This is a genomic window from Streptomyces sp. NPDC058751 (assembly GCF_042746485.1).
In the GTDB taxonomy this organism is placed as follows: Bacteria; Actinomycetota; Actinomycetes; order Streptomycetales; family Streptomycetaceae; genus Streptomyces.
This window is the reverse complement of record NZ_JBHYPZ010000018.1, coordinates 21,333-38,172: the sequence shown is the minus strand read 5'-3', so window position 1 is coordinate 38,172 and position 16,840 is coordinate 21,333. Positions and strand designations below refer to the sequence as shown.

Below are 16,840 nucleotides of genomic sequence, written 5' to 3'. Positions count from 1 at the left end.
CTCAAACGCCGGAGGGGCTGGATCGTGCACCCGGCGACTCCCGTACCGGGGGCTCCGCCCCGGACCCCGCTCCTCAAACGCCGGAGGGGCTGGAACGTTCCCCGGAGGGGCTGAAGCGTTCCCCGGCCGGGGCTGAAAATCGCGCCTGCGAGGGACTGCGCCCAAACCACCGCACACCCGCACCCGGGATCCGGCGGGAGGGGCCGTGCCGGTACATCACATGCCCGTCGCCACCGACGGTCACATCTCCGTCCAACGGCGACGGGCGGATGTACCGGCACGGCCCCGACCCACCCACCGGCCCGGCACCGCACCCGCGCCCCCCGCTTCCGCTCAGGCCTCCAGTTTGCGCAGCTGGTCCAGGAACCACTGGGCCGGCGGGAGGGCGGTGGCCGCGGCGGCGAGCCGTTTGGTGCGTTCGGCGCGTTCGCCGGGCTGCATGACGAGGGCCTCGTGCAGCGCCCGCGCCGTGCCGGTGATGTCGTACGGGTTCACGGAGATCGCGTCCTCGCCCAGTTCCTCGTACGCCCCCGCCTCCCGCGACAGGACCAGCGCGCAGCCCTCGTCGGAGACGACCGGGATCTCCTTGGCGACGAGGTTCATGCCGTCCCTGATGGGGTTGACGAGGGCGACGTCGGCCAGCCGGTAGGCGGCGAGCGAGCGCGCGAAGTCGTCCTTCACGTGCAGCACCACCGGGGTCCAGCCGGGCGTCCCGTAGCGGGAGTTGATCTCGTCGGCGAGCCGTTGCACCTCGGCCGTGTAGTCCCGGTACACCGCGAGGTCCTGCCGCGAGGGATAGGCGAACGCCACGTGGACGACCCGCTCGCGCCACTCGGGGTGGTCGTCGAGGAGCCGCCGGTACGCCAGCAGGCCCCGCACGATGTTCTTGGACAGCTCGGTCCGGTCGACGCGCACGATCGTCCTGCGGTCCGCGCCGATCTCCTCGCGCAGCGCGGCCATCCGTTCCCCGACGTCCGCGCGGTGCGAGCGCTCGCGCAGGAACTCGGCGTCCGCGCCGAGGCCGTGCACCCCGACGCGGGTCTCGCGCACGGGAACCCCGGCACCGTCCAGGTGCTCGACCGTCCGGGGGACGCCCGAGGGCCAGGTGGCGCGGTAGTCGCCGGGGTCGGTCGCCTCCGCGCAGCGCATGAACGCCGTCGCCCACCGCCAGGTCAGGAAGGCCACCCGGTCCGCGCCGAGCATGCCCGCCATCAGCTCCGAGCGGATGTCGTCGGGGAGGATCCGGAAGTAGTCCTCCGGCGCCCACGGGGTGTGCGAGAAGTGCCCGATGCGCAGGTCGGGACGTAGCTCGCGGAGCATCCCGGGCACCAGACACAGGTGGTAGTCCTGCACCAGCACGGCCGCGCCCTCGGCGGCCTCTTCCGCCAGCGCCTCGGCGAAGGCGCGGTTGTAGACCCGGTACGACTCCCACTGGCGCCGGAACTCCGTGTCGAAGACCGGCTCCAGCGGGGTCTGGTAGAGCAGGTGGTGGACGAACCACAGCACGGAGTTGGCGACGCCGTTGTACGCGTCGGCGTGCGTGTCCGCGTCGACGGCCAGCATCCGTACGCCGTCCTCGTGGACCCCCCGCCGGACGGCCTCCCGGTCGCCGTCGCCGAGCGCGGAGCAGACCCAGAGGGCGCCCGCGTCCGGCCCGATCGCCGAGAGTCCCGAGACGAGGCCGCCGCCGCCGCGTCCGGCGTCCAGCGAGCCGTCCTCCCGTACCTGGTAGGTGACCGGGCCGCGGTTGGAGGCGACCAGAATCCTGTGGGCACCGTGCGTTGAAGCCATGCCTCGAAACCTAGCCCCGTCTCGAAACGCTCAAACGCGCCCTTCGGCCGTATGCGATGCCCGGCCGTTCAGGGCCTGACTACGCGGCTTCGCGCGCCTGGTACTCGGAGATCTCGCTCATCGGCGGCCTTTCCTCCGTGTCCACGGAATAGGTGCGCGGCCGGAAACCGTCGCGGTCGCGCTCGAACTGGGTGAGGGAGGGGCGGATCAGATGACCGCGCGCCAGCCGGAGCTGCGCGGTGCGGTAGATCGCGGCGGCCATGCGGCCGAGCGCCTGGCCGTCCTGGTGGCGGTGCTTGCGCACCCCGACGTCGACCTGGGCGAGCGCGTCCAGGCCCACCAGGTGCAGGGCGTCGACGAGCATGCCCAGTTCCACGCCGTAGCCGACGGGGAAGGGGAGCTGTTCGAGCAGTGAGCGGCGGGCCGCGTACTCGCCGCCGAGCGGCTGGACGAAGCCGGCGAGCTGCGGCCAGTGCATGTTCAGCAGCGGGCGGGCCATCAGCTCGGTGACCCGGCCGCCCTGCCCGCCCCCGCCGGCCAGCGGGCGGTCGTACATGGCCTTGACCAGGTCGACGCCCGGCTCGGTGAGCAGCGGGCCCACGATCCCGGCGACGAAGTCGGACGAGAACTCCTTGAGGTCCGCGTCGACGAAACAGACGATGTCACCGCTGGTCACGAGCAGTGACCGCCACAGCACCTCGCCCTTGCCGGGCACGGCGGGGATGCGCGGGAGGATGTCGTCGCGGTGCACGACCCGCGCGCCCGCGGCGGCGGCGACCGCGGCGGTGCGGTCCGTCGAGCCGGAGTCGACGACGACGATCTCGTCGACGAGGGGCACCTGCTGCATCAGGTCGTGGCGGATGATCGCGACGATCTCGCCGACCGTCTCCTCCTCGTTGAGCGCGGGCAGCACGACGCTGACCGTCGACCCGGCGACGCGTTTGGCCGCCATGAGCTTGTGGAGCGGTCGGTCGGTCACGGACCAGGAGCGTGTGCTCAGCCAGCTTTCGACTTCTCTCAGCACCGTCTGCGGCTCCTCACTGATTGATCACACGCCGTCATCGGCGTGCCCCGCTGCGGCCAGCGGCAGAACGATTGGCTCGTCTCGCGGTTCGGACGACTATCTCAACTGTCCTGGCCTTCGGTTACAGTCTTGAACAACGCGCATGACCATCGCATGTCCTGGATCGTCGGCGCGTATCGCGTTCAACAGTCCAACAATCAAATACCGCTCATCCAGAGGGGCAGAGGGATACGGCCCGATGAAGCCCCGGCAACCCTCCAGCCGGTCTCGTACCGATCGATGTCGATCGCGTCGCGAGGCTCCCGGCTAGGGAAGGTGCCAAATCCGTCTCACGGCGAAGTGCGTCGTGAGGAAGATGAGGAGAAAGGGCCTCGCCTCCATGGCTGCGCAGACAGTTGCAAGCACCACGAACTCCGCCGACGCGGTAGACCTCGGTCCCGCCGCGGCGCTTTCCTGCCGGGAGTGCGGACACCGCGTCCCGCTCGGCCCGGTCTTCGCCTGCGAGGAGTGTTTCGGCCCGCTGGAGATCGCCTACGACTTCTCGGCCTACGACGCCGAGGAGCTCCGCAAGCGCATCGAAGCGGGACCCGCGAACATCTGGCGCTACGCGCCGCTGCTGCCCGTCCCCGCGGACGTGGCGGACAAGCCGAACATCAACCCCGGCTGGACCAAGCTCGTCCAGGCCGACAACCTGGCCCGCGAGCTGGGCGTCGAGGCCGGGAAGCTCTTCGTCAAGGACGACTCCGGCAACCCGACGCACTCCTTCAAGGACCGTGTCGTCGCCCAGGCCCTCGAAGCGGCCCGCGCCTTCGGGTTCACCACCCTCTCCTGCTCCTCCACCGGCAACCTCGCCGGAGCGGTGGGCGCCGCGGCCGCCCGCGCCGGCTTCCGCTCCTGCGTGTTCATCCCGCACGACCTGGAGCAGGGCAAGGTCGTCATGGCCGCGGTCTACGGCGGCGAGCTCGTCGGCATCGAGGGCAACTACGACGACGTGAACCGTTTCTGCTCCGAGCTGATCGGCGACCCGGCCGGCGAGGGCTGGGGCTTCGTCAACGTCAACCTGCGGCCGTACTACGCCGAGGGCTCCAAGACGCTGGCGTACGAGATCTGCGAGCAGCTCGGCTGGAAGCTCCCCGACCAGCTCGTCGTGCCGATCGCCTCCGGCTCCCAGCTCACGAAGATCGACAAGGGGCTCCAGGAGCTGATCAAGCTCGGACTCGTCGAGGACAGGCCGTACAAGATCTTCGGCGCCCAGGCCGAGGGCTGCTCCCCGGTGTCCGTCGCCTACAAGGCCGGCCACGACGTCGTACGGCCGCAGAAGCCGGACACCATCGCCAAGTCGCTCGCCATCGGCAACCCGGCGGACGGACCGTACGTGCTGGACATCGCGCGGCGCACCGGCGGCGCGGTGGAGGACGTGGACGACGAGCAGATCGTCGACGCGATCAAGCTGCTCGCGCGCACCGAGGGCATCTTCGCGGAGACGGCGGGCGGTGTGACCGTCGGCGTCACCCGCAAGCTGATCGAGAACGGACTCCTCGACCCGGCCCTCACCACGGTCGTGCTGAACACCGGCGACGGCCTCAAGACCCTGGACGCGGTGGCCTCCGACACCGGGCTGACCGCGACCATCCGTCCGAACCTCGACTCCTTCCGAGAGGCTGGCCTCGCATCATGAGCGTCAACGTCCGCATCCCCACCATCCTGCGCACCTACACCGGTGGCGCCGCCGAGGTGAAGGCCGAGGGCACGACCCTCGCCGAGGTCATCGCCGACCTGGAGAAGAACCACACGGGCATCGCCGCGCGCGTCCTGGACGACCAGGGCAAGCTGCGCCGCTTCGTGAACGTCTACGTCAACGACGACGACGTGCGCTTCGAGCAGGGCCTGGAGACGGCGACCCCGGACGGCGCGGGCGTCTCGATCATTCCGGCGGTCGCCGGAGGCTGATCGTTACCCTGGGTAATGTAGAACACATCGCGTTCACAGAATTGCCTCCTCCGTGAGACAAACGGAGGGGGCAATTCTGTTGGGTTGAGCGCGCTAGAGTTGGGGAAGTCGCCTCCATTTGGATGTTGGTTTCATGCCGGACGCATATGAGTGGGCGTTCGTCGGCCGACAAGAAGTAGCCAAAGTGGCTCACCTTTTTGGGCATTTTATGGCATTTATGGGGTCCGACTTGCCCCGAATCCTTGCGCATTCTCCGCATATCATTGATCAGCCATGCCCGGAATTCTCGTCCGATTGACCTGTTGCAGAGGGCAGTTGGACAGATACATTCAGCCGCGGTCGACGCGTTCCGGCGCACACCCCCAACCGTTGGGGGGTGAGGTCTGACCCGGATCCGCGAAGTGTGGATCTGTGCAAGGGCCAGTAATAGGGGAGTTAGGCATGGCTCAGGGCACCGTCAAGTGGTTCAACGCGGAGAAGGGGTACGGCTTCATCGCGGTCGACGGTGGTGCGGACGTCTTCGTGCACTACAGCGCGATTCAGATGGACGGCTACCGCACCCTTGAAGAGGGTCAGCGAGTGGAGTTCGAGATCTCGCAGGGCCAGAAGGGTCCGCAGGCGGACATGGTCAAACTCGCCGTCTGATCGGGCGCGAACGACCACCGACGCACTCACGCACGAGGGGCCCGCATCCCACCGGGGATGCGGGCCCCTCGTGCGTCCTCCGCCCATGTGCCTGCGGGTGCCCTTGCCGCGGGCCCCGCGCAGGGGCGGGCCAGGGGTCTGTTTTCGGGAGGGGCGCTTGCACTCGCAGGGGTCGAGTGCTAATCATTGGCGTTAGCACTCTCCGAGTGAGAGTGACAGAACTTGGATCGGGCCGGCGAGGTCCACGGGCCTGTGGGGCAAGGAACCACAGGGCTCGAGGGCCGTCCGTCGCGGGCGCGGGCGCGATCCGGAGCAATCCACCCCGTCCGGGAGGACCACTTCACATGGCCAAGATCATCGCGTTCGACGAGGAGGCACGGCGCGGTCTCGAGCGCGGGATGAACCAGCTCGCCGACGCCGTCAAGGTCACCCTCGGCCCCAAGGGCCGCAACGTCGTCCTCGAGAAGAAGTGGGGCGCGCCCACGATCACCAACGATGGTGTTTCCATCGCCAAGGAGATCGAGCTCGAGGACCCGTACGAGAAGATCGGCGCCGAGCTGGTCAAGGAAGTCGCCAAGAAGACGGACGACGTCGCCGGTGACGGTACGACCACCGCCACCGTCCTCGCCCAGGCGCTCGTCCGCGAGGGCCTGCGCAACGTCGCCGCCGGCGCCAACCCGATGGCCCTCAAGCGCGGTATCGAGAAGGCCGTCGAGGCCGTCTCCGGTGCCCTGCTGGAGCAGGCGAAGGATGTCGAGACCAAGGAGCAGATCGCTTCCACGGCCTCCATCTCCGCCGCCGACACCCAGATCGGCGAGCTCATCGCCGAGGCGATGGACAAGGTCGGCAAGGAAGGCGTCATCACCGTCGAGGAGTCCCAGACCTTCGGTCTGGAGCTGGAGCTCACCGAGGGCATGCGCTTCGACAAGGGCTACATCTCGGCGTACTTCGCCACCGACATGGAGCGTATGGAGGCCGTCCTCGACGACCCGTACATCCTGATCGCGAACTCCAAGATCGCGAACGTGAAGGACCTGCTCCCGCTCCTGGAGAAGGTCATGCAGTCGGGCAAGCCGCTGCTGATCATCGCCGAGGACGTCGAGGGCGAGGCCCTGTCGACCCTGGTCGTCAACAAGATCCGTGGCACCTTCAAGTCCGTCGCCGTCAAGGCCCCGGGCTTCGGTGACCGCCGCAAGGCCATGCTCGGCGACATCGCCATCCTCACGGGCGGCGAGGTCATCTCCGAGGAGGTCGGCCTCAAGCTGGAGAACGCGGGTCTGGACCTGCTGGGCCGCGCCCGCAAGGTCGTCATCACCAAGGACGAGACCACGATCGTCGACGGCTCCGGCTCCGCCGACCAGGTCGCCGGCCGTGTGAACCAGATCCGTGCCGAGATCGAGAACTCGGACTCGGACTACGACCGCGAGAAGCTCCAGGAGCGTCTGGCGAAGCTGGCCGGCGGCGTGGCCGTCATCAAGGCCGGTGCCGCCACCGAGGTCGAGCTCAAGGAGCGCAAGCACCGCATCGAGGACGCCGTCCGCAACGCGAAGGCGGCCGTCGAGGAGGGCATCGTCGCCGGTGGTGGCGTGGCCCTGCTCCAGGCTTCCTCGGTCTTCGAGAAGCTCGAGCTCTCGGGCGACGAGGCGACCGGCGCCAACGCCGTGCGCCTGGCCCTGGAGGCCCCGCTCAAGCAGATCGCCGTCAACGGTGGCCTCGAGGGTGGCGTCATCGTCGAGAAGGTGCGCAACCTTCCCGTCGGCCACGGCCTGAACGCCGCGTCCGGTGAGTATGTCGACATGATCGCCGAAGGCATCATCGACCCGGCGAAGGTGACCCGTTCCGCCCTGCAGAACGCCGCCTCCATCGCCGCGCTGTTCCTGACCACCGAGGCCGTCATCGCCGACAAGCCGGAGAAGGCCGCCGCGGCCGCTCCGGGCGGCATGCCGGGCGGTGACATGGACTTCTGATCGACCCGGTCGATCAACCGTCCTGACGTTCCGAGGGCGGCACCTTCCCGCGAGGGAGGTGCCGCCCTCGGGCGCGTTCCGGCCCGAGATGTCACGCCGACAGGGGATAAATCTGTCTCCCTGTCAGAATCGCACTAACTTTGCCGAGCCCAACCGCCCTCTGTTGAATCGCCAGTTCGACCCATTCAACTGGCACGACGGAGACGACAGTGGCTCAACTCCCCAGACGTCACAGATGGTTGGTGGCGTGCGCGGCCGCCGGCCTGGCCGCGGCCGGTCTGGCGGCGCCCGCCCGGGCGGACGACCCGGCCCCCACCGCTCAGCCTTCGGCCGGCGCGACGCAGGACACTTCCGGCAACACCCGCGTCCAGGAGCCCAAGCCCACCTACGGGGACGCGAGCAAGGTCGTCCGCGCGCAGGCGGCCGGCGACCCGGGCAGTTCCGCCGACCCCGCGGACTTCCGGCTGGCCCGGGGCAGCGACCTCAGCGGACGCATCGACGACCTGTACGCCTCCCTCTACGAGGAGGGTGTGCAGGACCTGATGGACGACGCCAACCGTGACGCCCCCACCGGCAGCGCCTGCACGACCGACCCCTTCGGGACCGGCGACAACGGCACCCCGTTGGAGCGCGCCAAGAAGTACTGCTGGAAGTCCGACGACGCCACCAGCAAGGAGTGGATCCCGCAGGCGATCAGCGGGGTCTCCGACGCGCAGCAGGACGAGCACTGGGGTGTCAAGCGCCCGATCACCGTCGGCTCGTACGACTCCTGGAACCCGGGGCGGGACGACGCGAACACCGACGGCACCAAGGGCGACGGCGTCTGTCAGGTCGGTGAGCCGGACTCCTGCAACGAGAAGGGTGCCCGCATCACCTTCCTCGACCCGGCCACCAACAAGTACCGCCACGTGCTGCTGGTCTGGCCGTACTACAACGCGTACGACCACATCTCCTTCGACGGGGTGCACGCCGACGAGAACCCGCTGCAGAAGGGCATCCACGCCGGGGGCATGGTCTGGTACGGCAACTACCTCTATGTCGCCGACACGATGGCGGGCGTCCGGGTCTTCGACATGCGCCACATCATCGACCTCAACCCGGACAACGACAGCGCCACCGACGACCCCACCCGGGACGGCCTCACCAGCAACGTCCAGGACACCCGCAAGATCGGCCGGCAGAACAACGTCTGGTACAGCTACGGCTACCGCTACGTGATGCCGCAGGTCGACAGCTGGAAGTTCACGACGTACCAGTACAACAAGGCCAGGTACGGCGACGGCGAATCGATCACCTGGTGCGAGGGCTTCGGCGCGCCCAAGGCCTCCTACCTCTCGCTGGACCGCAGCGCGTCGCCCGACGAACTGGTCATGGGCGAGTACTGCCGGCCCGGTAAGGACAAGGAGAACGGCAACCAGGAAAAGCCCTCCATGGGCCGCATCGCCGGCATCCCCTTGGACGGGGAGACGGGGCAGATCAGCACCGGCAACTACAGCACCGTCTCCATGTGGGGCAACTACCTGCCCAAGGACGGTATCCAGGGCGCCGCGAAGTACAAGAACAAGTTCTATCTGAACCAGAGCCACAAGTACTCCAACGGCACCCTCTGGCGCGCCGCGCTCAACAGCAGCTCCACGCTGACCACCGTCGGCTCGACGCCGACCGCCGTCGGGCCCGAGGACCTGTACATCGAGCACGGCGAAGAAACCCACGATCCGCCGCTGTTGTGGTCGGTCTCCGAGCACCGTGAGAACACCGACGACCCGAGCTGTTACACCGATTCGTCCGACCCGTATCTCAACGGCGCACGCGCCGAGCCGTCCCCGTGCGGCCGGGTGATCTACGCCCACAGGCTCAGCGACGTGCCGTAACGGCGACGGACGCGTTCCCGGGGCGAGGCCGCGGGGAGTCAGGGCCCGTCGAACGGAACGTCCGTTCGGCGGGCCCTTTGTCGCGAGGGGCCGCCGTGAGGGGTGTGGCCCGGATCACGGCGACGGGTGCGGGTCCGGCGGAATGCTTCGCCCGTCGCGGAGGTTGACGACTGAGAGCAGTCGATGCATGTGCACATACCGCACGGAATCTCCTGCCCGCAGACCGCCCGACGTCATACCGCCCACCTCTTCGAGGAGCCCCCACGTGACCGCTGACGCCGCGTCCCGCGCAGCCGAGATCCTGTCCCGTCCCGTCTCCATCAACGGCCTGACCGTCCCGAACCGGATCGCCATGGCCCCGATGACCCGGATGTTCTCGCCGGGCGGTGTGCCGGGGGAGAACGTGGTCGGCTACTACTCCCGCCGCGCCGCCGCGGGCGTCGGCCTGATCGTCACCGAGGGCACGTACGTCGGCCACGACTCGGCCGGACAGAGTGACGACGTGCCGCGTTTCCACGGCGAGGACCAGCTCGCCGGATGGGCGAAGGTCGCCGACGCCGTGCACGCGGCCGGCGGCACGATCGTCCCGCAGCTCTGGCACATAGGCATGGTCCGCAAGGCGGGCGAGCCGCCCTTCGCGGACGCCCCGCCCGTCGGCCCCTCCGGCCTCTACAAGGAGGGCGCCCAGGTCACCGGCAGGAGCATGACCCAGCAGGACCTCGACGACGTCATCGAGGCGTTCGCCAGGGCCGCCGCCGACGCCGAGCGCATCGGCTTCGACGGCGTCGAACTGCACGGCGCCCACGGCTACCTGCTCGACCAGTTCCACTGGGCGGGCACCAACCGGCGCGAGGACGCGTACGGCGGCGACCCGGTGGCCCGTACGAAGTTCTCGGCGGAGATCGTCGCCGCGGTGCGGGCGGCCGTCTCGCCCGAGTTCCCCGTCATCTTCCGCTACTCGCAGTGGAAGCAGCAGGCCTACGACGCCCGGCTCGCCGAGACCCCGGAGGAGCTGGAGGCGATCCTCGCCCCGCTCGCCGCGGCCGGAGTGGACTCCTTCCACGCCTCCACGCGCCGCTACTGGGTGCCCGAGTTCGACGGTTCCGACCTCAACCTCGCCGGCTGGACGAAGAAGCTGACGGGCAAGCCCACCATCACCGTCGGCTCGGTCGGTCTGGACGGCGACTTCATCAAGGCGTTCGTGGGCGAGGGCTCCCCGGTCAAGGGCATCGACGACCTCCTCGACCGCATGGAGCGCGACGAGTTCGACATGGTCGCCGTCGGCCGCGCGCTGCTCCAGGACCCCGAGTGGGCGGCGAAGGTCCTGGCCGGCCGCTTCGACGAGCTGGCGCCCTACGACGCGGCGGCGCTCGGCACGCTGAGCTGACGGCTTCCCGGTGAGGTGACCGGGGGGAACGGGGGAGGGGCGGCGCCCGCCGCGACGCGGGCGCCGCCCCTTTTTTTCGCGCTCTCCCCTTTTTGGCGTTCTCCCCGGCCCGCCCGGACCGCTCGCCTACAGGTTTCCCATGGGTTCGATGTCGACCTTGACCGGGGTGCCCCATATGCGGAGCACCTCGTAGTCGGTGAACTCGTGGACGAGGCGGTAGGCCATGCCGGGGCGGGGGGCCCGGCGCTCGGCGGCGAGGTAGCGCTCGGCCTCCTGGCGGTCGCGGCGGGGGGTGCCGCACAGCAGCCACGTCTGGCCGTTCCACACTTCCGGGAGCCAGCGCTGCTGGGCCTGGGGGCGGTCGCCGCGCACGCCGTAGCGGGACATCGTGCGGTCGGGCAGCTCCTCGGGGGCGGGCGTCCGGCCGTGCCCGTACGCGTCGTTGACCTCGGTGCGGCGGGCGGTGCGGCGGCGGGTCTCGCAGAGCAGACAGCGGTCCGGGGCGCTCTCGTCCACCGGGCCGCTCGGGTGTTCGGGGCAGCGGGTCGTCGGCTTGGCCGTCGTCACCGTCTCGTCGAGCAGGTCCAGGGCCCGCTTCAGGTCCGCCTTGACCTCGTGCAGCCTGGCGTCGGGGGTGTCGGCGTTCAGTGCGTCGCCGTGCTCCCCGAGCAGCCGCAGGGCGCGGCCGAGGGCGGTCAGCTGTGCGTGGTTCATGCTCCCAGCCTCGCACGCGCCACCGACAGCCCGGTCACACGGCGGTCCGTTCCGCCCTGCGGTCCTCCGGTCCGTCGAGGGGACCGCCTCCGAGACCGCCGTCGGCGCCGCCGTCGAGACCGCTGTCGCGGATGCCGCCGAGGCCGAAGAAGTACGTGGCCGCGAAGCCGACGGCGTACCCCGTCAGCAGGCCGCCCGCGTAGATCGCCGCGGTGACGGCGAGGCCCCGGTCACCGGACAGCAGCGGGAACAGGGCCAGACCGGAAGGGCCGATGGCGGTCGAGCCGACGTGGTCGCCCAGCATCGAGAAGAAGCCGATGAAGGCGCCGCCGGCCGCCCCGCCCGCGCAGGCGGTGACGAAGGGCCGGCCGAGGGGCAGGGAGACGCCGTAGATCAGGGGTTCGCCGACGCCGAGGAGACCGGCCGGGAGCGCCGACCTGATCGTCGTGCGCAGCGAGGTGTCGTGGCGCAGCCGGACGTAGACCGCGAGGGCGGCGCCGACCTGGCCCGCGCCCGCCATGGCGAGCACGGGCAGCAGGACGGTGTAGCCCTGCTGCTCGATGAGCGTGGTGTGGATGGGGACGAGGGCCTGGTGCAGGCCCAGCATGACCAGGGGGAGGAACAGGGCGCCGAGGACGAGTCCGGCGAGGGCGCCCGTGGCCGAGAGCAGCCAGGCGGCGGCGGTGCCGATGGCGGCGGAGAGCTCACCGGCGGCGTACATCAGCGCGTACAGCGTCACCAGGCCGGTCAGCAGCACGGTCAGGGTGGGGGTGACCAGCACGTCCAGGGCCGGCGGGACCCAGCGGCGGCACCACTTCTCCACGTACGTCCCGAGCAGGGCCGCGGCCAGGGCGCCCAGGACACCTCCCTGGCCCGGGGCGAGCGTCACACCGAGGACCGTCACCTTGGCGACCCCCGCGTACACGACGACCGCGGCGACCGCGCCGCCGAGGACCGGGGTGCCGCCGAACACCTTGGCCGTGTTGTGGCCCACGAAGACGGCGATCAGCGCCATGAACCCGGCCGCGATGGCGGTCAGCGCGGGCGTGAGTCCGCTCAGCACGCCGAGGTTGACCAGCAGGCCGTTGAGGCCGGCGATCACGCCGCAGCCGATCAGGGCGGGGATCAGCGGCACGAAGACGTCCGCGATCCGCCGCAGGAACAGCTTGAGCGGGGTGGCGTTGCGGCGGGCCCGGGCGGCCTTCAGCTCGGCGCCGCGCAGGGCGAGCCGGTCCGCGGTGGCCGCCGGTCCGGTGCCGTGCGGGGCGGGGGGTGCCGGGGCGTTCGCGAGCAGGGTCTCGAACGCGGGGGTCACCCGGGCGACCGTGCCGGGGCCCAGCACGATCTGGTACGAGCCGCCGTCCGCGACCAGGCCGAGGACGGCGGGCAGGGCCCGCAGGCCCCGCTCGTCCACCAGGCCGGGGTCGCGCAGACCCAGCCGCAGCCGGGTCATGCAGTGGGCGACGGTGAGGACGTTCGCGGGACCGCCCACGAGGGGGAGGATCGCCGCCGCTGTGGTGGAGTCGGGGGTGCTCACCCACCGAGCGTGCTGGTCAGCCGCCCGAAGCCGCCAGCGCGGCGCGCAGATGGCCCCCCGACTCCTCCAGAAGGCGGGCGGCGGTGGGCCCGTCGACCCCGCCGAGGATCATCAGGACGGCGTTCTTCACCCGGCCGTCGGTGGCGGTGAGCGCGTGCTCGATCTCCTCGTCGGAGGCCCCGGTGGCGAGGTCGACGATGCGGTGGGAGCGGGCCCGCAGCTTCTCGTTCGAGGCCCGTACGTCGACCATCAGGTTCCCGTACGTCTTGCCGAGCCGGATCATCGTGATCGTCGAGAGCATGTTGAGGACGAGCTTCTGCGCGGTGCCGGACTTCAGCCGGGTGGAGCCCGTGAGCAGCTCGGGGCCGACCACGATCTCGATGCCGTGGTCCGCGGCGGCGGCGAGCGCGCTGTTCGCGTTGCAGGCCAGGCCGATCGTGAGCGCACCCTGCTTGCGGGCGTGCTCGACCGCGCCGACGGCGTACGGGGTGCGGCCCGAGGCGGAGATGCCGACCACGGTGTCGTCGGCCGTCAGGGCGAGCGCGTCCAGGTCGGCCGCCGCGAGTTCCCTGGAGTCCTCGGCACCCTCGATCGAGCCGACCACGGCGCTCGGCCCGCCCGCGATCACGCCGACGACCCGGGACGGGTCGGTGTTGAACGTGGGCGGGCACTCGGAGGCGTCCAGGACGCCGAGGCGGCCCGCGGTGCCGGCGCCCGCGTAGACGAGGCGGCCGCCGCGGGACATGCGCTCGGCGACGGCGTCGATCGCGGTGGCGATGCGCGAGAGCTGCTCGGCGACGGCCGCGGGCACCGTCGCGTCCTCGCCGTTCATGATCCGCGCGATCTCCAGCGTGGACAGACGGTCGATCTCCGACAGCTCGGGGCGGAACGCCTCGGTGGTCAGCTTCTCCAGCTCTGCTCGAAGGTCGCCGTGGTCGGACAGGGATGTCATGGGGAGGCGGCTCTTTCCGGTGGGGGAGTGCGGAGCGGTTACCGGACGCGGGCGCGCGGAGCGGCTACCGGCCGCCGCGCGGGGAGTGGCGGTGCGCCAGTGCTTCGTACGAGGCGGACAGCGCGGGTGCCGCCGTCTCGTACGTGCGTTGGGCGACCCCCACGAACAGACAGTCCACCACCAGGAGCTGGCTGGTGCGCGACGACATGGCCGCCGGGCGCAGCTCGCTCTCGCGGGCGGTCGAGGTGGTGAGGACGTGGTCCCCGTACTGGGCGACCGGTCCGCCGGGACGGCCGGTGATCGCCACCGTCGTCGCCCCGTGCTCGAAGGCGACCCGCAGCGGTTCGATGACGTCGCCGGTCGAGCCGGAGTGCGTGATGGCTATCGCCACGTCCTTGGCGCGCAGTTGCACCGCGCTGGTCACCGCGAGGTGCGGGTCGCTGTGCGCCTGGGCCATGATCCCGATCCGCATGAGCTTCTGCTGGAGGTCCTGGGCGACGAGCCCGGACGCTCCGACGCCGTAGACGTCGACGCGGCGGGCGGTCGCGATGGCGGCCACCGCGGCACCGAGCTGGACCGTGTCGAGCGCGGCGGCGGTGTCGGCGAGGGTCTGCTGCTCGTCGTGGGCGAGCTTGGCGACGACGTCGGCGATGGGGTCGTCGACCGCTATGTCGGCGGTGACGGCGGGGGCCCGGCCCGACTGCTGCTGGGCGGCCAGCCCGGCCAGCGCGAGGCGCAGGTCCCGGTATCCGGGGTAGCCGAGGAGACGGGCCGTGCGCACGACCGTGGCCTCGCTGGTGCCGGTGAGCTCGGCGAGTCCGGTGACCGTGAGGGCCGCGCAGCCGGCCGGGTCGCCGGCGACGGCCTCGGCGACCCGCTGCATGGAGCGCGTCATCGAGGGGGCGAGCGTCCGCACCTTGGCCGCGAGGGCCGCCGGTGCGGGAGGCGCCCCGTCAGCGAAAATTTCCTTCACTCCATCGGTCACGGTATGAAAGATATTTTCCTTTGGGGTGCACGGTCAAGGGTGCGCACAATGGGGACATGGACCCCACCGGCAGCCCCCTCAGTCCCCTGGAGCAGGCGCTGCACGCGGCGCGCGCCCGTGTGCTCGCCGATCTGGTCGCGGGCCGGGTGGCCGAGGCGGACGTCGTCTCCCTGGTCGAGGACTCGGTGGTGCAGCGCCGCTGGTGGGTCGAACAGTGGCCGGAGGGCGTCGGGTTCGTCGCCGGTCTCGTCGCCCAGGACGTGCAGGACGCGCTCCTGGAGCGGCACGGACGGTGGCCGCTGTGCCCGGTGTGCTCCAGCGGCGACCCGCACGCCCTGGACGTCGAACCCGAACTCGGGCCCGACCCGCACTGGGTGTGCCACCAGGCGGGCGTGAAGATCTCCCCGGTCGGCTCGCTCGGCTCGGCGACCGGCACGAACCGGCCCTCGTGACCGTCTACATCGACCCGCCCGCATGGCCGGGGCACGGCCGTGTCTGGTCCCATCTGATCAGCGACGTCTCCTACGACGAACTCCACGCGTTCGCCGAGGAGTTGGGCGCGCCACCGCGGGCCTTCGACCGCGACCACTACGACATCCCCTCGCACCGCTACGCCGACGCCGTCGCCGCCGGAGCGGTGGAGGTCGGCAGCCGCGAGGTCGTACGGCTGCTGCACGGGGCGGGACTGCGGCGGCGCAAGCGGACGCGGCGGCCGGGCGGGACCCTCTCGTAGGGTGCCCGGCCCGGCCCGGCCCGGCACGGTCTCAGGCCTCGCGGGAGTACATCCGCAAGGACTCCTCCAGGCCGTGCAGTTCGCGGGCGGCCTTCTCCACCTCCTCGCTCGCCCGGGTGAACCCGGCGCGGGCGACGACCCGTTGGGAGGGGGCGTTCTCCCGGTCGATGGTGGCGAACAGGAGCTTGACCTCGTCGCGGGCGAGGGCCGCTTCGGCCAGGGCGCACAGGGCCTCGGTGGCGTAGCCCCGGCCGCGGGCGTCCTCCGAGAGGTCGTAGCCGACCTCGGCGCGCGCCTCCTCGTCGGGCGTGCCGTGGAAGCCGATCGCGCCGACCGCGAGGCCGTCCTCGCGCCGTACGAGCACGAACATGCCCCATTCCGGCCGGTGCACCCCCTGCTCGTAGGCGCTCGCCAACAGCCCGGCGGCCTGCCGGGTGCCGTCGAACGGGCCGCTCCCGATCCACTCGAAACCGCCCGTGCCGCCCGCGTGCAGATCGGCGGCGGCGTCCGGGGTGACCCCCTGGAGGGTGAGCCGCTCGGTGCCGATCACCAGGTTGTTGTTCCAGCGCCACTCGGTGACCGGCTCCCGGCCGGGCAGGTCGCCGCGTCCGGTGGCCCACAGGAGCGTGCGCCACGGGGTGTCGGGCTCGGGCCGTACGTGCGGGAAGATCCGGGCGAGGACCCGGGCGCACAGCTCGGCGGGCGGCTCGTAGGGCAGGCCGAGGCCCTCGGCGATGTCGTGCGTGTGCAGCAGGATCTCGGCGATCCCCATCGCGGCGAAGCCCTCGCGGTTCGCGCTGCGGAACGGGTACGGGTGGAAGGCGCGCACCTCGCGCGGGGTCGTGCGGACGGCGGCCGCGAGCAGGGCGCCGGTCGTCTCGATCACGTCGACGAGCCCCGCGTCGTCGGTGCCCTCGTCGATCGCGATGTCGAACGGCACGTAGGCCGTGGTGGCCCGTCCGGCCAACTGGCCCGCGTACGCGATGAGGTCACTGGCGATGTGCTCGGCGGTCCGGCGGCAGCTCCACTCCAGGCGTCCCGCCCGTACCCCGTCCCAGTCGCGTCCGGCCGCCGCCGCGCGCAGCAGCGTGGCGCAGCTCGTGACGGCTTCCTCGACCTGATCCCCACCCATGTCTGTCATACGGCCGAGAATAGGGCGGATCGTCCGGGCGGGCCTATGGGATTCCTCGCCGTACCGGGGTGCCGGCACCACAGGCTTCTTCCGCCCCCTCCGCCCCTGCCCTCCCCCAAGGTCTCGGCTCCGCTCGACCAGGGGGGACCCCC

The 16,840-nt window shown here is 70.9% G+C and carries 15 protein-coding genes and 1 riboswitch; of the genes, 8 read left to right on the top strand and 7 right to left on the bottom strand.

Annotated features, from left to right (window positions below):
• Positions 1-333: 333 nt before the first annotated feature.
• A complete protein-coding gene (locus ACFW6B_RS18315; RefSeq protein WP_386597190.1) occupies positions 334-1,791 on the bottom strand; it encodes a trehalose-6-phosphate synthase in 1,458 nt (485 codons plus the stop codon).
• Positions 1,792-1,870: 79 nt separating this feature from the next.
• On the bottom strand, positions 1,871-2,815 hold the full coding sequence (locus ACFW6B_RS18310) for a glucosyl-3-phosphoglycerate synthase (protein WP_386597187.1): 945 nt from the start codon (positions 2,813-2,815) through the stop codon (positions 1,871-1,873).
• 205 nt (positions 2,816-3,020) lie between these two features.
• A riboswitch (SAM riboswitch) is annotated at positions 3,021-3,177 on the top strand.
• Between the two features lie 17 nt (positions 3,178-3,194).
• On the opposite strand from ACFW6B_RS18310, the gene thrC reads away from it, so the two are divergent.
• The 6 genes from thrC (at position 3,195) to ACFW6B_RS18280 (ending at position 10,635) form a co-directional block, all read left to right on the top strand.
• Positions 3,195-4,493 carry a threonine synthase gene (gene thrC, locus ACFW6B_RS18305; RefSeq protein ID WP_386597185.1) on the top strand — a complete coding sequence of 433 codons (1,299 nt, stop codon included), beginning with the start codon at positions 3,195-3,197 and terminating at the stop codon, positions 4,491-4,493.
• Positions 4,490-4,765, top strand: a complete 276-nt coding sequence (locus ACFW6B_RS18300) for a MoaD/ThiS family protein (protein ID WP_359024039.1) — start codon at positions 4,490-4,492, stop codon at positions 4,763-4,765. Before thrC ends, ACFW6B_RS18300 begins: the two co-directional genes overlap by 4 nt.
• Before the next feature lie 441 nt (positions 4,766-5,206).
• Positions 5,207-5,410: a cold-shock protein gene (locus tag ACFW6B_RS18295; protein WP_005315736.1), complete on the top strand. Its 204-nt coding sequence runs from the start codon at positions 5,207-5,209 to the stop codon at positions 5,408-5,410.
• A gap of 344 nt (positions 5,411-5,754) precedes the next feature.
• Positions 5,755-7,377, top strand: coding sequence for a chaperonin GroEL (gene groL / locus ACFW6B_RS18290; RefSeq protein WP_386597182.1), 1,623 nt, complete (start codon positions 5,755-5,757; stop codon positions 7,375-7,377).
• A 242-nt stretch (positions 7,378-7,619) separates the two neighbouring features.
• The gene (locus ACFW6B_RS18285) at positions 7,620-9,248 is read left to right on the top strand and encodes a hypothetical protein (RefSeq protein WP_386597180.1); all 1,629 of its coding nucleotides are present in this window, start codon (positions 7,620-7,622) and stop codon (positions 9,246-9,248) included.
• 265 nt (positions 9,249-9,513) lie between these two features.
• Positions 9,514-10,635, top strand: a complete 1,122-nt coding sequence (locus tag ACFW6B_RS18280; protein WP_386597177.1) for an NADH:flavin oxidoreductase — start codon at positions 9,514-9,516, stop codon at positions 10,633-10,635.
• Between the two features lie 126 nt (positions 10,636-10,761).
• On the opposite strand, the gene ACFW6B_RS18275 is transcribed toward ACFW6B_RS18280, so the two are convergent.
• The 4 genes from ACFW6B_RS18275 to ACFW6B_RS18260 form a co-directional block, all read right to left on the bottom strand.
• The gene (locus tag ACFW6B_RS18275; protein WP_386597175.1) at positions 10,762-11,349 is read right to left on the bottom strand and encodes a hypothetical protein; all 588 of its coding nucleotides are present in this window, start codon (positions 11,347-11,349) and stop codon (positions 10,762-10,764) included.
• 34 nt (positions 11,350-11,383) lie between these two features.
• Complete coding sequence (locus ACFW6B_RS18270; protein ID WP_386597173.1) at positions 11,384-12,886, bottom strand: PTS transporter subunit EIIC; 1,503 nt, start codon at positions 12,884-12,886, stop codon at positions 11,384-11,386.
• A 16-nt stretch (positions 12,887-12,902) separates the two neighbouring features.
• A complete protein-coding gene (gene murQ, locus ACFW6B_RS18265) occupies positions 12,903-13,838 on the bottom strand; it encodes an N-acetylmuramic acid 6-phosphate etherase (RefSeq protein ID WP_386597171.1) in 936 nt (311 codons plus the stop codon).
• A 64-nt stretch (positions 13,839-13,902) separates the two neighbouring features.
• Positions 13,903-14,823 carry a MurR/RpiR family transcriptional regulator gene (locus ACFW6B_RS18260; RefSeq protein WP_386597169.1) on the bottom strand — a complete coding sequence of 307 codons (921 nt, stop codon included), beginning with the start codon at positions 14,821-14,823 and terminating at the stop codon, positions 13,903-13,905.
• A gap of 56 nt (positions 14,824-14,879) precedes the next feature.
• On the opposite strand from ACFW6B_RS18260, the gene ACFW6B_RS18255 reads away from it, so the two are divergent.
• Together ACFW6B_RS18255 and ACFW6B_RS18250 are read left to right on the top strand one after the other, a co-directional pair.
• Positions 14,880-15,275, top strand: coding sequence for a hypothetical protein (locus ACFW6B_RS18255; RefSeq protein WP_386597167.1), 396 nt, complete (start codon positions 14,880-14,882; stop codon positions 15,273-15,275).
• Positions 15,272-15,556 (top strand): DUF4031 domain-containing protein, encoded by a 285-nt coding sequence (locus ACFW6B_RS18250; protein ID WP_386597165.1) that lies wholly within the window; start codon positions 15,272-15,274, stop codon positions 15,554-15,556. Before ACFW6B_RS18255 ends, ACFW6B_RS18250 begins: the two co-directional genes overlap by 4 nt.
• A 31-nt stretch (positions 15,557-15,587) precedes the next feature.
• Here ACFW6B_RS18250 and ACFW6B_RS18245 read toward each other — a convergent pair whose 3' ends face one another.
• Positions 15,588-16,697: a GNAT family N-acetyltransferase gene (locus tag ACFW6B_RS18245; RefSeq protein ID WP_386597163.1), complete on the bottom strand. Its 1,110-nt coding sequence runs from the start codon at positions 16,695-16,697 to the stop codon at positions 15,588-15,590.
• Positions 16,698-16,840 lie beyond the last annotated feature (143 nt).